Source organism: Actinomycetospora sp. C-140, assembly GCF_054796175.1.
Genome location: NZ_JBTWNF010000019.1, coordinates 78,424 through 95,337 on the forward strand (window position 1 = coordinate 78,424; position 16,914 = coordinate 95,337).

12 protein-coding genes are annotated in these 16,914 nt (G+C 73.5%); 4 read left to right on the forward strand and 8 right to left on the reverse strand.

Annotation, left to right across the window (positions count from 1 at the left end; all coding sequences use genetic code 11):
• The first annotated feature begins 75 nt into the window (after positions 1 to 75).
• Genes ACR9E3_RS26300 through ACR9E3_RS26315 form a run of 4 tightly spaced genes read left to right on the forward strand, consistent with a single transcriptional unit; the run spans position 76 to position 5,414 of the window.
• Positions 76 to 1,476, forward strand: coding sequence for an MmgE/PrpD family protein (locus ACR9E3_RS26300; protein WP_460383699.1), 1,401 nt, complete (start codon positions 76 to 78; stop codon positions 1,474 to 1,476).
• Positions 1,473 to 2,651: a CaiB/BaiF CoA transferase family protein gene (locus tag ACR9E3_RS26305; protein WP_460383701.1), complete on the forward strand. Its 1,179-nt coding sequence runs from the start codon at positions 1,473 to 1,475 to the stop codon at positions 2,649 to 2,651. Before ACR9E3_RS26300 ends, ACR9E3_RS26305 begins: the two co-directional genes overlap by 4 nt.
• A gap of 35 nt (positions 2,652 to 2,686) precedes the next feature.
• Complete coding sequence (locus ACR9E3_RS26310; protein ID WP_460383702.1) at positions 2,687 to 3,982, forward strand: MFS transporter; 1,296 nt, start codon at positions 2,687 to 2,689, stop codon at positions 3,980 to 3,982.
• 25 nt (positions 3,983 to 4,007) lie between these two features.
• Entirely contained in the window at positions 4,008 to 5,414 is a 1,407-nt protein-coding gene (locus ACR9E3_RS26315; protein ID WP_460383703.1) for an MmgE/PrpD family protein, read from the forward strand.
• On the opposite strand, the gene ACR9E3_RS26320 is transcribed toward ACR9E3_RS26315, so the two are convergent.
• The 8 genes from ACR9E3_RS26320 to ACR9E3_RS26355 are packed head-to-tail and all read right to left on the reverse strand — an operon-like array spanning position 5,398 to position 16,907.
• On the reverse strand, positions 5,398 to 6,621 hold the full coding sequence (locus ACR9E3_RS26320; RefSeq protein ID WP_460383705.1) for an acetyl-CoA hydrolase/transferase C-terminal domain-containing protein: 1,224 nt from the start codon (positions 6,619 to 6,621) through the stop codon (positions 5,398 to 5,400). The two genes, ACR9E3_RS26315 and ACR9E3_RS26320, sit on opposite strands and share 17 nt — an antisense overlap.
• Entirely contained in the window at positions 6,618 to 7,706 is a 1,089-nt protein-coding gene (locus tag ACR9E3_RS26325) for a CaiB/BaiF CoA transferase family protein (RefSeq protein ID WP_460383706.1), read from the reverse strand. Before ACR9E3_RS26325 ends, ACR9E3_RS26320 begins: the two co-directional genes overlap by 4 nt.
• Before the next feature lie 12 nt (positions 7,707 to 7,718).
• Positions 7,719 to 8,909, reverse strand: coding sequence for an acetyl-CoA C-acetyltransferase (locus tag ACR9E3_RS26330; protein ID WP_460383707.1), 1,191 nt, complete (start codon positions 8,907 to 8,909; stop codon positions 7,719 to 7,721).
• Positions 8,910 to 8,940: 31 nt separating this feature from the next.
• The gene (locus ACR9E3_RS26335; protein WP_460383708.1) at positions 8,941 to 11,925 is read right to left on the reverse strand and encodes an AMP-binding protein; all 2,985 of its coding nucleotides are present in this window, start codon (positions 11,923 to 11,925) and stop codon (positions 8,941 to 8,943) included.
• A 25-nt stretch (positions 11,926 to 11,950) separates the two neighbouring features.
• The gene (locus tag ACR9E3_RS26340) at positions 11,951 to 13,093 is read right to left on the reverse strand and encodes a CaiB/BaiF CoA transferase family protein (RefSeq protein WP_460383709.1); all 1,143 of its coding nucleotides are present in this window, start codon (positions 13,091 to 13,093) and stop codon (positions 11,951 to 11,953) included.
• The gene (locus ACR9E3_RS26345) at positions 13,090 to 14,673 is read right to left on the reverse strand and encodes a class I adenylate-forming enzyme family protein (protein ID WP_460383710.1); all 1,584 of its coding nucleotides are present in this window, start codon (positions 14,671 to 14,673) and stop codon (positions 13,090 to 13,092) included. The genes ACR9E3_RS26340 and ACR9E3_RS26345 overlap by 4 nt, the downstream gene beginning before the upstream one ends.
• 15 nt (positions 14,674 to 14,688) lie before the next feature.
• Positions 14,689 to 14,949: a hypothetical protein gene (locus ACR9E3_RS26350; protein ID WP_460383711.1), complete on the reverse strand. Its 261-nt coding sequence runs from the start codon at positions 14,947 to 14,949 to the stop codon at positions 14,689 to 14,691.
• A 29-nt stretch (positions 14,950 to 14,978) separates the two neighbouring features.
• Positions 14,979 to 16,907, reverse strand: a complete 1,929-nt coding sequence (locus ACR9E3_RS26355; RefSeq protein ID WP_460383712.1) for a hydantoinase B/oxoprolinase family protein — start codon at positions 16,905 to 16,907, stop codon at positions 14,979 to 14,981.
• Positions 16,908 to 16,914 lie beyond the last annotated feature (7 nt).

The following is a 16,914-nucleotide window of genomic DNA, read 5'->3' on the forward strand; positions in this document are numbered from 1 at the left end:
ACGGGTTCCAACGAGATGCACAATATATTATCTTCGTAGGGCACGCCAGGGACGATGAGAGCGAGGGACACCCCGATGACCGACGAGACCCCACCCGTGGAGGCCGCTCTCGCGCACCTCGTCGCGACCCTCGACGCGGACGTGCTCTCCCCCGCAGTGCTCGACGGCGCACGACGCCTCATGCAGGACCAGCTCGGGCTGCAGGTCGGGTGCGAGGCGCTCCCGTGGAGCCGCGCCGTGGTCGACCTGGCGCGGGGGAACCACACCCCGGGGAGCTCGCGCGTGGTCGTCAGCGGCGACGTCATGGGCGCGGGCGACGCGGCGTTCGTCAACGCCACGCTCGGGCACAGCTTCGAGTACGACGACGCGCACCGCGCCAGCTCGAGTCACCCCGGCAGCTGCGTGGTCTCGACCGCGCTGGCGATCGGCGAGGAGGACGGCGCCTCGCTGCGCGAGCTCCTCCTCGGCGTCGTCGCCGGCTACGAGGCCTACACCCGCATCGGCGTGCTGGCCGCGCCGGACCTGCTCGAACGCGGGTTCCACCCGCACGCCCTGCTGTCGCCCTTCGGTGCGGCCGCGGTCGTCGCGGCCATGCGGGGCTACGACGTCGAGCAGACCACGCACGCCCTCGCCATCGCGATGAGCCACTGCGCGGGCACCACCGAGTACACCTCGTCGGGAGGGTCGGTGAAGCGGTTGCACGCCGGGATCGGCACCCGCAACGGGATCCGCGCGGCCGAGATGGCCGCCGCCGGGATCACCGGCCCGCGGGCCTACCTGACCGGCTCCAAAGGCTTCTTCCCGGTCTACAAGGGCCGGGAGATCGCGGCCGACGCCGCCGCCCGGTTCGCGCCCGACCGGCCCTTCGAGATCACGAAGGTCTGGATCAAGCCGTACTGCTGCTGCGGCTGCTGCCACGGCTTCGTGGACGGGGCGCGGACGCTCACCGACCGGGCCGCGGAGATCGACGGCGTCGAGCTGCGCATCCAGTCCGGCGGCGACGTCGTCGTCGGCAACCGGAACGCGAACGCCTACGCCCCGCACTCCATCGAGAGCCTGCAGTACAGCCTGCCCTTCCAGTTCGCCCTGGCGGCGACCGGTCACGGCAACGGCTTCACGACCCACCACGACTACCTCGAGGGTCGGCTGAAGCTCACCGACGACAGCGAGGTCGCCCAGCTCGCCCGCCGGGTCCGGATCACGCCCGACCCCGAGCTCGACGCCGGCTATCCCGGCAAGTGGGTCGCCGACATCGACGTGGGCTTTACCGACGGCACGCGCACCCACCTGTTCGTCGAGGACTCGGCGGGCACGGCCGAGAACCCGATCTCTCGGGCGGACCTCGACGCGAAGTTCCGGGACCTGACGGTGGGGCGGCTCGGGACCGAGCGCAGCGAGGAGCTGCTCGCGACCATCACCGGCGGCGACCTCGACGCCCCGGTCTCCCTCCTCGCCGACCAGCTGGTGGTCCGGTGAGCCGCGTCCCGCAGAAGCCGCTGGCCGGCATCCGCGTCCTGGAGGTCGGCGGCTACATCTCGATGCCCATGGGCGGCGCGCTGCTCAGCGCGCTCGGCGCCGACGTCATCAAGGTGGAGTCGACGGCGGGCGACGACTTCCGCCGCAAGGACAACGACCGCAGCCCCTACTTCGCGCAGGTCAACGCCGGCAAGCGCAGCCTCGCCGTCGACCTCAAGACCCCCGAGGGTCTCGAGCTCGTCAAGGAGCTCCTCCCGACGACCGACGTCCTGTTCGAGAACATGCGGCCGGGCAAGCTCGCCGCGCTGGGGCTGGGGCCCGACGTGTGCACCGCACTGACACCCGACCTGGTGTTCGCGTCGGTCAACGGCTTCGGCGACGGCGGACCCCTGCGGGACCGCCCGGCGTACGACACCATCGGGCAGGCCTACGGCGGCATCTACTCGCTGCTCGGCGAGCCCGGTCAGGCACAGCTCTCCGGCACGATCTTCGCCGACGTCATCACCGGGCTGACCAGCGCGGCCGGCATCCTCGCCGCGCTCGTCGGTCGCGGCGCCACCGGCGCGGGCGTCCGGGTCGACACGTCGCTGTACGAGGCCGTGAGCGTCCTGACGACCGACGCCCTGAGCCAGTACGTCGACACCGGCGCGGATCCCAGCCGCACGACCCGGCACCCGCAGGCCCAGAACTTCTGCGCGCCCACGGCGTCTGGCGAGAACATCGCGGTCCACCTGTCGTCCTCGGAGAAGTTCTGGCGCAACCTCTGCGCGGCCATGGAGCGCCCGGAGCTCATCGAGGACCCGCGGTTCACCCCGTACCGGCACCGCGAGGCGAACTACTTCGAGCTCGTCCCGATCGTCGAGGCCGAGTTCGCCCGGCGGTCGCTGGACGAGTGGGAGGAGCGCCTGACCCGCTTCGACGTCCCGTTCGCCCCGGTGCAGACCATGGCCTCCTACGTCGCGCACCCACAGACCGAGTGGCTGGAGCTGTTCGAGCCCGGCAGCAACGACACGACGCTGCTGCGCCCGCCGTGGCGGTTCGACGGCACCCGCCCCGACCGCGGCCGCCCGACCCCGCGGATCGGCCAGCACACCCGGGAGATCGCGGGCGAGGTCTACGACGACGAGCAGGTCGAGAAGCTGATCGCCACCGGCGTGCTCGGCGCCGAGTCCTGATCCCCCCCCCACACACACGAGAAGGTGTCACGTCCGTGAACGCACCCACGTCGCGGGCGGCGAGGACCAGCGCCCCCACCCGCATGACCGCGCAGGGGCTCGGCGTCGTCGTTCTCTGCATGTTCCTGAACATGACCGACGGCTACGACCTGTTCATCGTCGGCTTCGCCGTCCCGCACCTCCCACCAGGCTTCGCGAGTCCCGGCGAGAAGGGCCTGCTCATCAGCTCCGCGTTGGTCGGCATGGGGGTCGGCGCCATCGTGCTGGCCCGCCTCGCGGACCGGATCGGTCGCCGGGCCACCGTCCTCGGCGGGCTCGCGGTCAACATCGCCGGGCTGTCGCTCTCCGCGCTCTCGCCGAACCTCGAGCTGCTCATGGCCTCGCGTTTCGTCACCGGACTGGCCGTCGGCACGATCAGCGTCGTCATCGTCGTGATCGCCCAGGAAGCGTCCCCGGACTCCCGGAAGAACTCCTCGACCGGGATCGTGATGATCGGCTTCCCGCTCGGGAGCACAGTCGCCGGCTTCGGCGGCGCGTGGGCGCTGAGCCTGTCGGGGGGCGCGTGGCAGTCGTTGTTCTGGCTGGGCGCCGCGCTGGCCGTGCTGGGTTTGGTCGTCGCCGCCGCCGCGGTTCCGGAGTCCGAGGCGTTCCTCGCCGACCGCGACGGCACCCGGACGGAGCCCGCCGCGCGCGAGAGGGAGGGGACGGCGGACGCGGAGGACGTCGACGACGGAGCCGGTGTCCCCCACCTGCTCGGCGCGCTGTTGCGCGCGCGCACGCTGCTGCTCGCCACCGGCTACGGGATGCTCTCGGCGGCGTACTACTTCGTGGGGACCTGGACCCCGCAGCTCATCACCGACGCGACACGGGACGCGGACAGCGGCGCCACGGCCGGGATCGTCGTCAGCGTGGGGACACTCGCCGGGGCGGTGTGCTTCGCGCTGCTCGGGCTCCGCTTCGCCGCCACCACGGTCACGGCGTGGCTGCTCGGCCTGTCGATCGTGTCCCTGCTGGGGTTCTCCGTCCTCCTGCCCGGCGGCGCGTCATACGTCTTCGCCGGCCTGCTCGGCCTCGGCGTGTTCGCCTCCATGGTCGGCTACACGGCCCTGGTGCCGATCGCCTACCCCGTGCTCGCCCGCGCCAAGGGCTACGGCGTGATGCTGGGTGTCGGGCGGGTCGGCGCCATCGTGGCGCCGGTGGTCGCCGGGTACGCGCTGGCCGTCATGTCACCGAACGCGCTCTACCTCGCCGCGGTCGTGCCCCTGGCCGTCGCGGCGGTGACGACGGCGGTGTTGCTGCGCCTCCCGTCCCCGCGACACCGCACGCCCTGACCACGACCGCGGAGGGAGGCCCGGCATGCCCGGGTTCCAGATCGAGGGGTCCGAGGACCCGATGAGCACGCTGTGCCGCATGGTGGTGCAGACCGGCTTCGACGACCTCCCGGCGGAGGTCCTCCGGCACGCCAAGCACACCCTGCTCGACGGGATGGGCGTGACGATCGGCGGTTCCGGGATGGACGGCATCGCCGAGATCGTCGACCTGGTCGTGGACCGGGGCGGCAAGCCGGAGTCGCTGCTGCCGTTCCACGGCGGCCGGGTCCCAGCGGCCGAGGCGGCCCTCGCCATCGGTCCGATGCCCCGGGCCATGGACTGCGGCGACCTCCACGAGGAGGCCGGCCACATCAGCGAGTACGTCGTGGCGAGCCTGCTCGCGGCGACCGGGCTGCGGGCGAACGTCACCGGCGAGGAGTTCCTCACCGCCCTCGTGGTCGGGCAGGAGGTGCTGGTGCGCGCAGGGTCGGCCTACCGGGTCATCAGCCAGGCGGTGCCAGCGGGCGACTGCGGCGGCCACTACGTCTTCGGAGCCGTCGCCGCGGTCGGGAAGCTCCTCGGGTTCTCCCAGGAGCAGCTGGAGAACGCCCAGGGCATCGCGCGGACGATGACGCAACCGCACACGATGGCGATCTACGCGCCCGCGACCCTCATGGTCCGGGTGCACCACGGGCTGGTCTGCCAGACCGCGATCACCGCCTGCCAGCTCGCAGAGCGAGGCATCACGGGTCCTCGCCAAGAGGTCCTGACCGGCCCGAACGGGTTCCTGAGCACGGCACGGTGGGAGACCGACCCGGAAGCTCTGACACGAAGGCTGGGTGAGCACTGGGCCATGACCCGGATCACCACCAAGCGCCACAGCGCCTGCTACTTCTCGCACTCGTCGATCGACGGCGTCCTCGCCCAGATGGACACCCACGGCTTCGCGGCCCCCGACATCGCATCGATCCACGTCGCCGTGTCCACCTCCGGCTGGCGCGCGGTGTGCGAGCCGACCGACCGCAAGTGGGAGCCCCGGACGGTCCCGGAGTGCCAGTTCAGCCTGCCCTACGCGATCGCCACAGCGATCCACGACGGGAAGGTGTTCGTGCAGTCCTACTCGCCGGAGGCGCGGGGACGCGCCGACGTCCGCGAGCTCATGACGCGGGTCACCGCTGAGGAAGACCCGTCGATCCCGGCATGGGGAGCGCGGTTGACCACCACGCTGTGCGACGGTCGGGCGATCACCGGTGAGTACGTGTACGTGAAGGGGCACCCGGACAACCCGCTCAGCGAGGACGAGGTCGCCGACAAGTTCCGTTCCTGTGTGCCGTTCTCCGTGCTGCCGCTCGACGACGGGACGGTGGACCGGATGATCGACGACATCCTCGGGTTCGAGAAGGTCGACGACGTCGTCGCCTCGCTGCTGCGCCCGCTCACCCCCGCGGAGTGAGTGAGCGCGGGGCCCCGGCGCGCAGGGCGTCGCGGTGGTCCGGGTGCGCGATCGCCACGAGGCGCTCGAGGCGTTCCGAGACCGTGCACGCCCGGAGGTCGGCGGCGCCCCACTCGGTGACCACGACGTCGACGTCGCTCTTCGACGAGGTCACGACACCGCTGGAGACGCGGGCGACGATGCGGCTCGCGCCGGTCGGGGTGACCGACGGGAGGGCGACCACCGCGGCGCTCGCGTCGCCGCCGCGGTGCGCTGCCCGGAAGAAGTCGGCCTGGCCGCCGACGCCGCCGACCAGCCGGTCACCGACGAACTCCGCCCCGACCTGGCCGAGGAGGTCGACCTCGAGCGCGGAGTTCACCGAGACGAACGGCGAGCACCTGTCGACGGCGCCCGCGTCGGCGCCCGGGGCGAACTCCACGCCGTCGTGGCCGTCGAGGAAGGCGTAGAGCTCGGGCGAGCCGAGAGCCATGCCGGCAACCACCGTGCCCGGACCCTCGGCGAGGGCGCCTGCGTGCGCGAGCTCGAGCAGCCAGTCCCCCACCAGGCCCGAGCGCACGCGCAGGCCCCGCCGGCCACGCAGCTCGGAGGCGACGGCGTCGGGGAGCCCACCGATGCCCATCTGGATCACCGCGTGGTCGGGCACGAGGTCGACGACGGCGGCCGCGACCGCCCGGTCCGTCGCGCTCGGCGGACGGGCGGCGGCGCTCGGCAGGGGTCGTCGCGACGGCACGGCCTCGGTGATACGGGACCGGTGGAGACGGGACCGCGAGCGAGTGCGCGGCATGTCCTCGTGGATCTCCGCGAGCACCACGCGGGCCCGCTGTGCGGCGGCGGCGACGTAGTCGACCGTGGCGCCAAGATCGTGGTAGCCGTCGGCGTCGGCCGGACCCACCTGCAGCAGGACGACGTCGACCCCCAACTGGCCGGACGTGACGTGGTCCTCGATGCGGCTCAGGTGCACCGGGAGGTAGTCGAGCACGCCGGGGGCGAGCGTGCGCAAGGCACCGGCCGCGGCGTAGCCGACCACGCGGGGGTGTCCCGGGGTAGCCCGTCGCCACGCGTCGCTCGTGACGTACCCGCACACCGCCGTGACGCCCTCGACGGTCCGGGCGGCGTCGACGAGCTCGTCCACCAGCACCGGTGGCTCGGCGACGGTCTGGCCGATGAGGACCGTGTCGCCCGGACGGAGGTGCTCGGCGACGGTCACGGCGCCCAGCCGGCGAGCACGTGGTCGAGCGGGATCGGGTCGGCCATCGGCGCGGGGAGGGCGGGCGGCGTCGCCGAGAAGCGCGGGGCGGGCCCGGCCTGGTGGGCGCCGTGCGCGTGGACGATGCTGCCCCGTGCCGCGATCTGCGGGTGGTGCGGCGCCTCGCTCCAGGACAGCACCGGCGTCGTGCAGGCGTCGAGGTCCGCGAACACGGCCTCCCACTCCGGCCTGGTCCGCGTGGCGAACACGTCCTCGAAGCGCGCGGCGAGCCGCCCCCAGGCGTGGCGGTCGTCGCGGTCGGGGACGTCGGCGGAGTCGAGTCCGAGCCCGTCGAGGAGTTGGGCGTAGAACTTCCGCTCGATGGCGGCCACCGCCATGAACCCGCCGTCGGCGCAACGGTAGGTCCGGTAGTACGGGGCGTGCCCGTCGATGACGTTGGACTCCCGGGCGTCGACCCAGCGGTCCTGCGCGAGCAGCGACCACACCTTCTGGGAGAGCCCGACGACACCGTCGATCATCGCGGCGTCGACGACCTGTCCGCGCCCGGTGCGGGCCGCGTGCCACAGCCCGGCCAGGACGCCGGTGAGCAGCAGCATCGATCCGCCGCCGTAGTCGCCGACCATGTTCAGCGGCGGGGGCGGGCACGCGTCGGCGGCGCCGAGGGCGTGCAGCGCCCCGGTCAGCGAGAGGTAGTTGAGGTCGTGGCCGCCGCGGTCGGCCAGCGGGCCCTCGCGTCCCCAGCCGGTCGCGCGGGCGTAGACCAACCGCGGGTTGACCGCGAGGAGCTCGTCCGGCCCGACGCCGAGGCGTTCGACGACCCCGGGACGGTAGCCCTCGAGCACCACGTCGGCGTGCTCGACGAGGGCGCGCAGCGTGGCCCGGCCCTCGTCGGTCTTGAGGTCCGCGTCGACGCGGCGGCGCCCGCGCAGCATCGGGTCGGAGGCGTCGGGGCGGCCGATCTGCTCGCCGCCGGGCCGGTCGATGCGCACGATGTCGGCGCCGAGGTCGGCCAGGTACATGCCCGCGTGCGGGCCGGGCCCGACCGCCGCGAGCTCGACGACCTTCAGTCCGTCCAGGGGTCCCACGTCAGGCCTCCCTCACGCCGCCGAGAACAGGGCGGCCATGCCCTGGCCGCCACCGATGCACATGGTCTCCAGTGCGCGCCGCCCGCCGCGCCGGCGCAGCTCGTGCAGCATCGTGGTCAGGATCCGCATGCCGGTCGCTCCGATGGGGTGTCCCAGCGAGATGCCCGAGCCGTTGACGTTGAGCCGGTCCGGGTCGTGCCACCCCCAGGCGGCGAGCACCGAGAGGACCTGCACCGCGAATGCCTCGTTGATCTCGACGAGGTCGAGGTCCTCGAAGGTCGCGTCGGTCCGCGCGAACAGCTTCTCGACCGCGGGCACCGGTCCGATCCCCATGACCGCCGGGTCGCAGCCGGCCGCCGCCCAGCCCTCCAGGAACCCGAGCGGCTCCATGTCGCCGAGCGCGTCCTCGGCCACCACCAGGCAGGCCGCCGCGGCGTCGTTCTGCTGGGCGGCATTGCCCGCGGTGACCGTGCCGCCCGGGGTGATCGTGCGCAGCTTCCCGAGCGTCTCCGGCGTGGAGTCGGGCCGGACCCCCTCGTCGCGGTCGACGACCACCGGCTCGCCACGCCGCTGCGGCACGCTCACCGGCACGACCTCGTCGGCGAACGCCCCGCGCTCCCACGCCGCGGCCGCCTTCTGCTGGCTCGCGGCGGCGAACTCGTCGGCCTGCTCGCGGGTGATGCCGTAGCGCTCGGCGAGGTTCTCGGCGGTCTCGATCATGCCGCTGATCGCACCGAAGCGGTGCTCGGGCTGCGAGCGCTCCCGACCGCGGTCGAGGCGGTCGTAGAGCGACACGGTGCCGGCGCGCGAGCCCCACCGGGCCGTCGTGGAGTAGTACTCGATGTTCGACATGCTCTCCACACCGCCGACGAGCACCACGTCGGCGGCACCGGTCTGCACCATCATCGAGCCCGTGACCAGGGCCTGGAGCCCGCCGCCGCACCGGCGGTCGGTCTGCAGGCCCGGCACCGAGATCGGCAAGCCGGCGTGCAGCGCCGCCCACCGCCCGACGCACGGTGTCTCGGAGTTCGCGTAGGACTGCGCGAACACCACGTCCTCGATCCGCTCGGGGTCGACCCCGGTCCGCTCGATCACGGCGGTCACCACCGCGGCCGCGAGGTCCTCCACCGACACGGCCCGCAGCGCCCCGCCGAAGGCCCCCACCGGGGTGCGGACGGGGGACACGATCGCAGCACGTCGCATCCACGCATCATATATAATCTACGAGCGCGCGTCACGCGCGGGGCAGCTCCGCGTAGGTCTCCCCGTCGGTCGCCAGGCACCAGACCGTCACGTTCCGGCGCGGGGCCGGGACCCCGCCGCGGCGCAGCGACGCCACGTCGGGGCGCGCCCACGTGGTGGTGGGGATGCGGACGGACTGGACATACGCGGGCCGCTGCGCCCGGGGCAGGCCGTGGACGGCGCGGGCGAGCGCGTCACCGGCGATCCGGGCGCCGGGTAGCGGGCGCACGGCGCCGACGAGGACCTCGTTCCCGTCGTTCCCGTCGTCCCCCACCCCGTAGGCCGTGGCCAGGGCGACCCCGGGGACGGTCTCCAGCGTGCCGCTGACCACCGACGGCAGCACGGGGCCGTCGGCGGTGGTGATCAGGCTGCGCACGTGGTCGACGAACCACAGGTCGCCGTCCTCGTCGCGGGTGAACAGGTCGCCGGTCGCCAGCCAGCTGTCCCCGGGCTCGACCAGGTTGCGCAGCGGGACCACGTCCTGGCGGGCAGACCCCCGACCGCGGACGACCAGCAGGCCCACCTCGCCGGGCGCGCTCGGCCGGGCGTAGCCGTCGGCGTCGGTCACGATTCCCCGGGAGACGGAGCCTGCGGAGCTCGACCCATGGGGTCCGGAGGCGAGCGCGTAGTCGACCACCCGCACCTCGGGGGTGCCTGGCAGCGGCCGCCCCACGGAGCCCACCTTCTCCCCGCTCGGGTTGGCGAGGATCGCCTCGCCCTCCGCCGAGGCGTACACCTCGACGACCCGCGCGGGCGCGAACCGCTCAGCCACGCGGCGCCACAGCCCGCGGGGCAGACCGGAGCCCATGAAGACCCGGATCGGGTGGTCGGGCTCGTTCGCGTGCGGCGGCCGGTCGGTGATCGCCCGCAACGACGTCCAGGTGTAGGAGACGTGGGTGGCGCCGTACCGGCGGACCTCGTTCCAGAAGGTGTCCGGGTCGGGATCGCTCGCGAGGGCCAGCCGGGCGCCGGAGGCGATCGCGCCGGCCATCGCATGCAGGATCGCCGACGAGTGGTGGAGCGGCGCGACCGAGTAGACGGTGTCGGTCGCGGTGAGGCCCGCGGCCTCGGCGGCGCCGCGGGCCGACAGCGCCCAGCGACGGTTCGTGATCAGCATCTCGCGGGTCCCCGCGCCGGAGCCGGTGAACAGCACGAACGCGAGGTCCTCGGCGTTCCGCGGGTTGGGGCGGTACCACGCCGGCACGCGCACCCGGTCCGGGTCGATCGCCTCCATGTCGATCACGTGTCCCGGAAGGTCGTCGCGGTTCGACCCCGCTCCGAGCACCGAGCACGGCAGGTCCGTGACCGCGGTCACGGGCACGTTCTCCGGATCGGTCACCAGGCGGGTGACCCGGCCGAGCGCGAGCTCCCGGGCCAGCTCGCCGTCGGGCCGCAGCAGCACGGCGGTCGCTCCGAGGCGGCTGATCGCGGCCAGCGCGCTGAGCAGCGACGGGCGCGACGCCATCCGCACGCCGATCCGCTCCCCCGGGCGCATCCCGAGCCCCAGCATCACGGCCACGATGCTGTCGACGCGGCGCTTGAAGTCGCCGTGGCGGATCACCCGGTCGCCGAAGGCGTAGACGATCGCGCCCGGATCCCGTCGCGCCGCCTCGTCGAGCAGGAGCCCCAGCGAGATCCGCGTCCCCGACCCGACGTCGCCCAGCTCGCCGAGCCGCGCGAGCTGGTCGACCCCCGCCCGGACGAGATCCTCCGCGCCGCGCACGGCCCCGACGGCTCCGGAGATCGCGCTGACCGCGGTGCCCACCGAGAGATCGGCGGCGGTCCCGAACCATCGCCGCATCCCGCTCAGGGCGTCGGCGTCCCACTCCTCCACGCGGTCCGCGGGCACCAGCGCGGCGGGGAGCTCGCCCTGCCCGTCCCGCCAGTGGATCCACCCGCCCACTGTCGGCCACGTGAGCTTGCGGGCCCGCGCGCCGCCGATGATGCCGAAGTGCCCGATCGGGACGTTGAGCTCGTAGACCTCGGCCCGAGGTGCCGCCCTCCGGATCGCGCGGACCGCCGGGGGCGTCGCGAGGAGGTCGGCGCTGCCGACCACGGTGAGGATCAGGACGTCGATGTCGGCCAGCGACACCAGCCGGTCGCGGAAGACGAAGCCGCCCTCGAGCATCCGGTTGTGGACCATGAACTGCTCGAGCAGTTCGGCGAAGGCCGGCCCGGCGTACGCGGTCCAGCCCTGCCCGTCGAGGTACATCCGCAGGCGCTCCCGGGGCAGCAGGCGCTCCCGGTCGTGCAGGTTCGCGTACCACTGCGCCTTGCCCTGGGCGACGCCGATCGGGGTGAGCATCTGGGTCGCGGCCCGCATCGCCCAGCCCGGGATCGAGATTCGCCGGGCGAGACCCGAGGCGAGGTACGCCCTGGCGAGCACCGCCGCGTTCTCGGGCGACATCGGGACGCCCATCGGCGCGCGGGTGTCGACCGGCGACCCGAAGGTGATCAGGGAGTCGATGTTCGCGCCGCGCCGGTAGGCGGCGACCTGGTAGCAGAACATGCCGCCCTGGGACTGCCCGCCCAGCACGACGTCGCGCCCGGTGGCGGCGCTGACCTCGTCGACGGCGTCGCTCAGGGCGAGGGCGTGGTCGGTGAGGGTGCGCTCCAACCCGCCGGGTTCGCGCTCGGGCCACCCGAAATCGATGGTCCAGACGTCGATGCCCATCCCGTGCAGGGCCGCGACGGCGCTCGTGTCCGGCGAGATGTCCCAGACGTCGCCGGAGATCATCAAGGCGTGCACCAGCAGCATCACTGGCGCATCCGGGGGCACGTCGTCGGGGAAGTAGCGGCGCAGCTTGTGGACCCGGTGGGTGCTCACCACTTCGTAGGGCGAGTACTGCTCGTCGGTGACGAAGCCACCGTGCGCGAGAACGTCCGTGGCGTTGACGGCGGTGGCCCCGACCCGACGTAGCAGCCCCAGGACGGACGAGGCTCCGGGCAGGTCGTCGAGCGAGGGCAGCGAGGGCACGAGTCGGCCTTTCGTGATGGTCGGGTCAGCCGGAGCGGGCCGCGCCGCTCTCGATCAGCTCGGCGGCCGGGAGCCCGGCCTCCGCCAGCACGGCGACGGTGTGCTCGCCGGGTCGCGGCGAGGGTCCGGGCGGGGTCGGCGGGGACGCGCCGAACCGCGGCGCGGTGCCGGGCTGGATGCGCCGGCCGTCGGTCAGGACGCTGCGGCGCGCCGCCAGGTGCGGGTGTCGCGCGGCCTCGCGCAGGCCGAGCACCGGCGTCACGCACGCGTCGGAGGACGCGAAGTGCGCGGCCCACTCGTCGCGCGTGCGGGTGCCGAACGCCGCGGTCAGCAGCGCACGCAGGTGCGGCCACCGGGCGCGGTCGTGCTGGTCGGCGGGGTCGAACCCGTCGATCCCCAGCTCCCGCAACAGGGTCGCGAAGAACGTGTTCTCCAGGGCCCCGACCGACACCCACCCGCCGTCGGCGGTCTCGTAGACGGCGTAGAAGGGGGCGGCGCCGTCGAGGTCGTTGGTGCCCCGGGCGTCGTTCCAGGCCCCGGCGCCCAGCATCGAGTAGGTCGCCGCCAGCAGGTGGGTCGTGCCGTCGACCATGGCTGCGTCGACCACCTGCCCCTGCCCCGTGCGCGACACCGCGAACAGCGCGCCGAGCACGCCGATCACCAGGTAGGCGCCGCCCGCGCCGTAGTCCCCGATCAGCGGCAGCGGGACCTGGGGCGGCCCGCCCGCGGTCCCGAGGGACCCGAGCACGCCGGCCACCGCCAGGTAGTTGACCTCGTGGCCGGCGGTGTCGGCCAGGGGTCCGCTCTGGCCCCACCCGGTCATCCGTCCGACGACCAGGCCGGGACGGCGCGCGAGCAGCACCTCCGGCCCGAGTCCGAGGCGCTCCATGACGCCGGGGCGGAAGCCCTCGATCAGGACGTCGGCGTCCTCGATCAGGGTCAGCAGCGCCGCGTGGCCCGTCGGGTGCTTGAGGTCGAGCACGATCGAGCGCTTGCCGCGGTTGAGCACGTCCTGCTCGGGCGGCGCGGTCCGCATCTCGGCGGCGACGGGACGGTCGACACGGATGACGTCGGCGCCCATGTCGGCAAGCGACATGGCGGCGAACGGGGCCGGGCCGATGCCGGCCATCTCAACCACCCGCACGCCGGTCAGGGGGCCGGCGGTCACACCCGACGCTCCTGCCCGGCCCAGAGCCGCTCGCGCAGCGACACCTTGTCGACCTTCCCGGTGCCGCCCTTCGGGAGCTCGTCCACGGGGATCACCCGCTTGGGGACCTTGTAGCCGCCAAGGTGCTCCCGGCAGTGGTCGATCACGGCGTCCGAGGTCGGGCCGCGGTCGGGGTCGAGCGCGACGAACGCGGTGACGGACTCCCCCCACCGCTCGTCCGGAGCGCCGAGCACCGCGACCTCGCGGACCCCCGGGATGGCCGACACCACGTTCTCGATCTCGCGGGGGTACACGTTGAACCCGCCGGTGATGATCATGTCTTTGCGGCGGTCGAGGAGGAACAGGAAGCCGTGCTCGTCGACGTAGCCGACGTCGCCGGTGTAGCACCACCCGTCGCGGAACGCCTCGGCCGTGGCCGCGTCGTTGCGCCAGTAGCCCGGCCCGACGTGCGCGCCACGCGTGGCGATCTCGCCGGTCTCCCCCGACGGCAGCGGCCGGTGGTCGGCGTCCACGATCGCGACCTCGGCGTGGGCGCCCGGGCGGCCCGCCGACGCAAGCCGGGGCAGCCCGCGGTCGTTGGTGTCGGTGACGTGGTCCTGCGGCGCCAGAGCCGAGATCGGCATCTGGGCCTCGCTCGCCCCGTAGAGCTGGTGCATGGTGTCGCCGAACCAGCGGTGGGCCTTCTCGGCTCGGTCGGGCTGGATGGCCGAGCCGGCGTACGGGACGACGGTCACCGCCCCGACCCGCCCGGTGGGCGCCGATCGCCGCTCGAGCTCCTCGATGACCATCGAGATCATCGTCGGCACCAGGGGCAGCACGGTGATCTCCCCCGACGAGGCCCGGTCGACGACGCGGGCCGCGTCGAACGCAGGCTCGAAGACGTTGAGCCCGCCCGCGGCGGTGACGGCCTCGTTGATGCCGCCGCTGAAGTGGCTGATCGGCGCGGTGTGTAGCGCGACGGCCCGCTCGCCCAGGACGCGGAGGGCCGGGAGCTCGTGTGCGATGCCGCGCATGCGGGCCCCGGCGTTGTCGTGGGTGACCTCGACGCCCTTGGGCCGACCCGTCGATCCCGAGGTGTAGAGGATCGCGGCGAGATCGGTGCCGTCGGGCAGCGGCGCCTCCTCGTCGCGGCCCGCCGCCACCAGCTCCGCGAGCCCGACGGCGCCCTCGGGCGCCGCCCCCGGTCCGATCGCGACGACCGTCCCGACCTCCGCCGGCAGCCAGGCCCGCCCGTGGGCGCCGAGCCAGCCGGCGTCGGCGAACAGCACGGACGGGTCCGCGTCCGCCGCGATCTGGGTCAGCTCGGCGGTGTGCAGGCGCGGGAGCAGCGCGACCCGCGCGAAGCCCCCGATCGCGACAGCCCGGTCGACCACGGCCCACTCGGTGCTGTTCGGCGCGACGATCACGACGCGGTCACCGCGGGCCAGGCCGAGCCCGCGCAGCGAGGAGGCGAGGCGCCGGGCCTGCACGCCCACCTCGGCGTAGGTGAGCTCGCCGCGGTCGTCGCGCACGGCGGGTCGGTCGGCGAACTCGGCGAAGGTGCTCGCGTACATCCGCCCCAGCGGCACGAGGTCGGACATGGTCGTCACCACGGCTCAGCCGACCCGGGACGCGGGCCAGTCGCGCGTCGGCGAGCGCCAGGCCGGCCACATGTCCTCGGGCTCGCCGCGGGTCACCGACAGGCGGGTGAAGCAGGCCTGGCACTTGACGACCATGCGGGGGCCGAGGTGGTTCGACACGGGGTAGCGCGCGACGTCGCGGCTGCCGCACGACGGGCACTCGGCCTCGACGGGGGTGCGCTCGACCGAGATGCGCGCGGTCTGGGGACGGGGGAACATGAGGCGGTCGGTGGCCATGGTGTGCTCCTGCTCGGGTCGGCCGGGTGTCAGACGGTCCATTCCAGGGGTGCCGCGATCGGGACCTCCCAGGTCCCGGCGTCGCGAGCGGCGGCCAGCTCGGCGCGGCGGGCCTCGGTGGCAGCCGCGTCGACCACCCCGTCGGTCCCGCCGTCGGCCAGCACCACGCCGTAGGTCAGCCGGGCGCCCTCGACGCTGACCAGCCGGTTGCGGACGTCCTGGCGCACCCGCTCGGGGTCGCGGGTCAGCGGGTCGCCCCACCCGCCGCCCCCGCCGATGATCAGGCGGATGGCGTCGCCTGCCTTGATGACGAGGTTGGAGAACTTGCCCGTCGTGTAGCGAGCGCCGCGGCCGAACTCGCCGTGCACCGGGTCGGGGCGGCCCTGCTCGTCGAACACGCCGAACAGCGGCTCGGCGCCGCGCAGGTTCATCGGGTCGCCGTGCGCGGCGAGGTCGAACCCCGCGATGTACCAGCCGACGGCGGGGGCGCCGGGTCCGCCGCCGTTCGCCCCGGCCGCCCCGCGGCGCAGCCGGTCCGCGACGACGGTGACCAGCGTGTCGGACTCGGCGACGATCGTGTAGACGGAGCCGAGCCCGCCCCGGAAGCGTCCGGCCCCGGCGGTGTCGATCAGCATCTCGTGCTGAGCCACGACCAGCGGGCTCTCGATCTCGACGTGCTCCTGCACCGAGGTCCGGCAGTTGCCGATCGGGGTGACGCAGAAGGAGACGCCGTCCTCCTTCCAGGTGCCGCCCCAACCGCCGCCGGCGAGCCCGTAGGCACCCCAAGGTGTGCCCTCGTGCCCGGGCCGGGTGTCGATGCCGCTGAAGCCGATGTAGACCGCCGTGCCGGTGTCGCAGGCGAAGGACTCCTCGGTGGCCTGGCCGAGCGCCTGGGTCACCACGTTGATCACGCGCGGGCCGATGTCGGCGTGGCTCGAGCAGCTCGAGGGTGGCAGCGTCTGCACCACGCTGCCCGCGGGCAATAGCACGTCGATCGGCTTCAGGGTGCCGCTGTTGACCGGCGTCGAGGGGTCGACCATCAGCTTGACCGCCTCGATGCAGCGCCCCGCCTCGCACCAGGCGGTGCTGCTGTTGCCCAGGGGCTGGCGGGCCGACCCCGAGAAGTCGATCTCCATCGAGTCGCCGCGGACCTTCACCGTGGCGCGGACCGGGATGAGCTCGTCGGTGACGCCGTCCTCGTCGAGGAGATCCTCCGCGGTGTAGTCCCCGTCGGGGATGGCGGCGATCCCGCGGCGCATGCTCGCCTCGGTGGCGTCGATGGCGTACCGGCCGGCGGCCCGGACCTGCTCGAGACCGCCGCGCGCGACGAGGTCCTGGAGCTGGCGCTCGCCGACGACCAGACAGCCGTGCAGCGCGCGCAAGTCGCCGAGCACCAGGTGCGGGACGCGGTTGTTCTCCAGCAGGAAGTTGAACGTCGGGCGGACCGCCACGTCGTTCGCGTAGAGCAGCGTCGGCGGGAGCTTGAGCTGCTCCTCGAAGTGGGACGTCGCGCCGTTGGAGAAGCCCCCGGGGATCGGGCCGCCGAGGTCGACCAGGTGCGAGGTGGACTGCAGCAGGAACTCGACGCGGCCGTTCACGAACACCGGCCGGAACAGGTTGACGTCGGCCTGGTGCAGCGAGCCGCGCCAGGGGTCGTTGGTGAAGACGACGTCGCCGGGCTGCATCGTGTCGATGTCCCAGTCGTCCATGAGGAAGTTCGCGATGTGCGGCGCGACGAAGGCGTGCTGCATGCAGCCCTCCCAGAGGGCGGCCACCTCCCAGCCCTCGTCGGTGCGCATGTGGATGACGACGGTGCAGTCGAGGATGTCGCGGCAGATCGGGGAGAACGCGCTGCGCATCAGCGAGTCGAGCATCTCGCGGGCGACCTCGATGAGGCCGTAGCGCAGGATGTCGAGCTCGACGTCCGAGCCGGCGGGCGCGGGGGTCGTCACGGTCATGGGATCC

Bases quoted from the DNA above. Each gene is read 5' to 3' on its own strand.
- ACR9E3_RS26350 (WP_460383711.1), bottom strand. From the start codon at position 14,949: ATGGCCACCGACCGCCTCATGTTCCCCCGTCCCCAGACCGCGCGCATC.
- ACR9E3_RS26355 (WP_460383712.1), bottom strand. From the start codon at position 16,907: ATGACCGTGACGACCCCCGCGCCCGCCGGCTCGGACGTCGAGCTCGAC.
- ACR9E3_RS26315 (WP_460383703.1), top strand. From the start codon at position 4,008: ATGCCCGGGTTCCAGATCGAGGGGTCCGAGGACCCGATGAGCACGCTG.
- ACR9E3_RS26300 (WP_460383699.1), top strand. From the start codon at position 76: ATGACCGACGAGACCCCACCCGTGGAGGCCGCTCTCGCGCACCTCGTC.
- ACR9E3_RS26345 (WP_460383710.1), bottom strand. From the start codon at position 14,673: ATGTCCGACCTCGTGCCGCTGGGGCGGATGTACGCGAGCACCTTCGCC.
- ACR9E3_RS26330 (WP_460383707.1), bottom strand. From the start codon at position 8,909: ATGCGACGTGCTGCGATCGTGTCCCCCGTCCGCACCCCGGTGGGGGCC.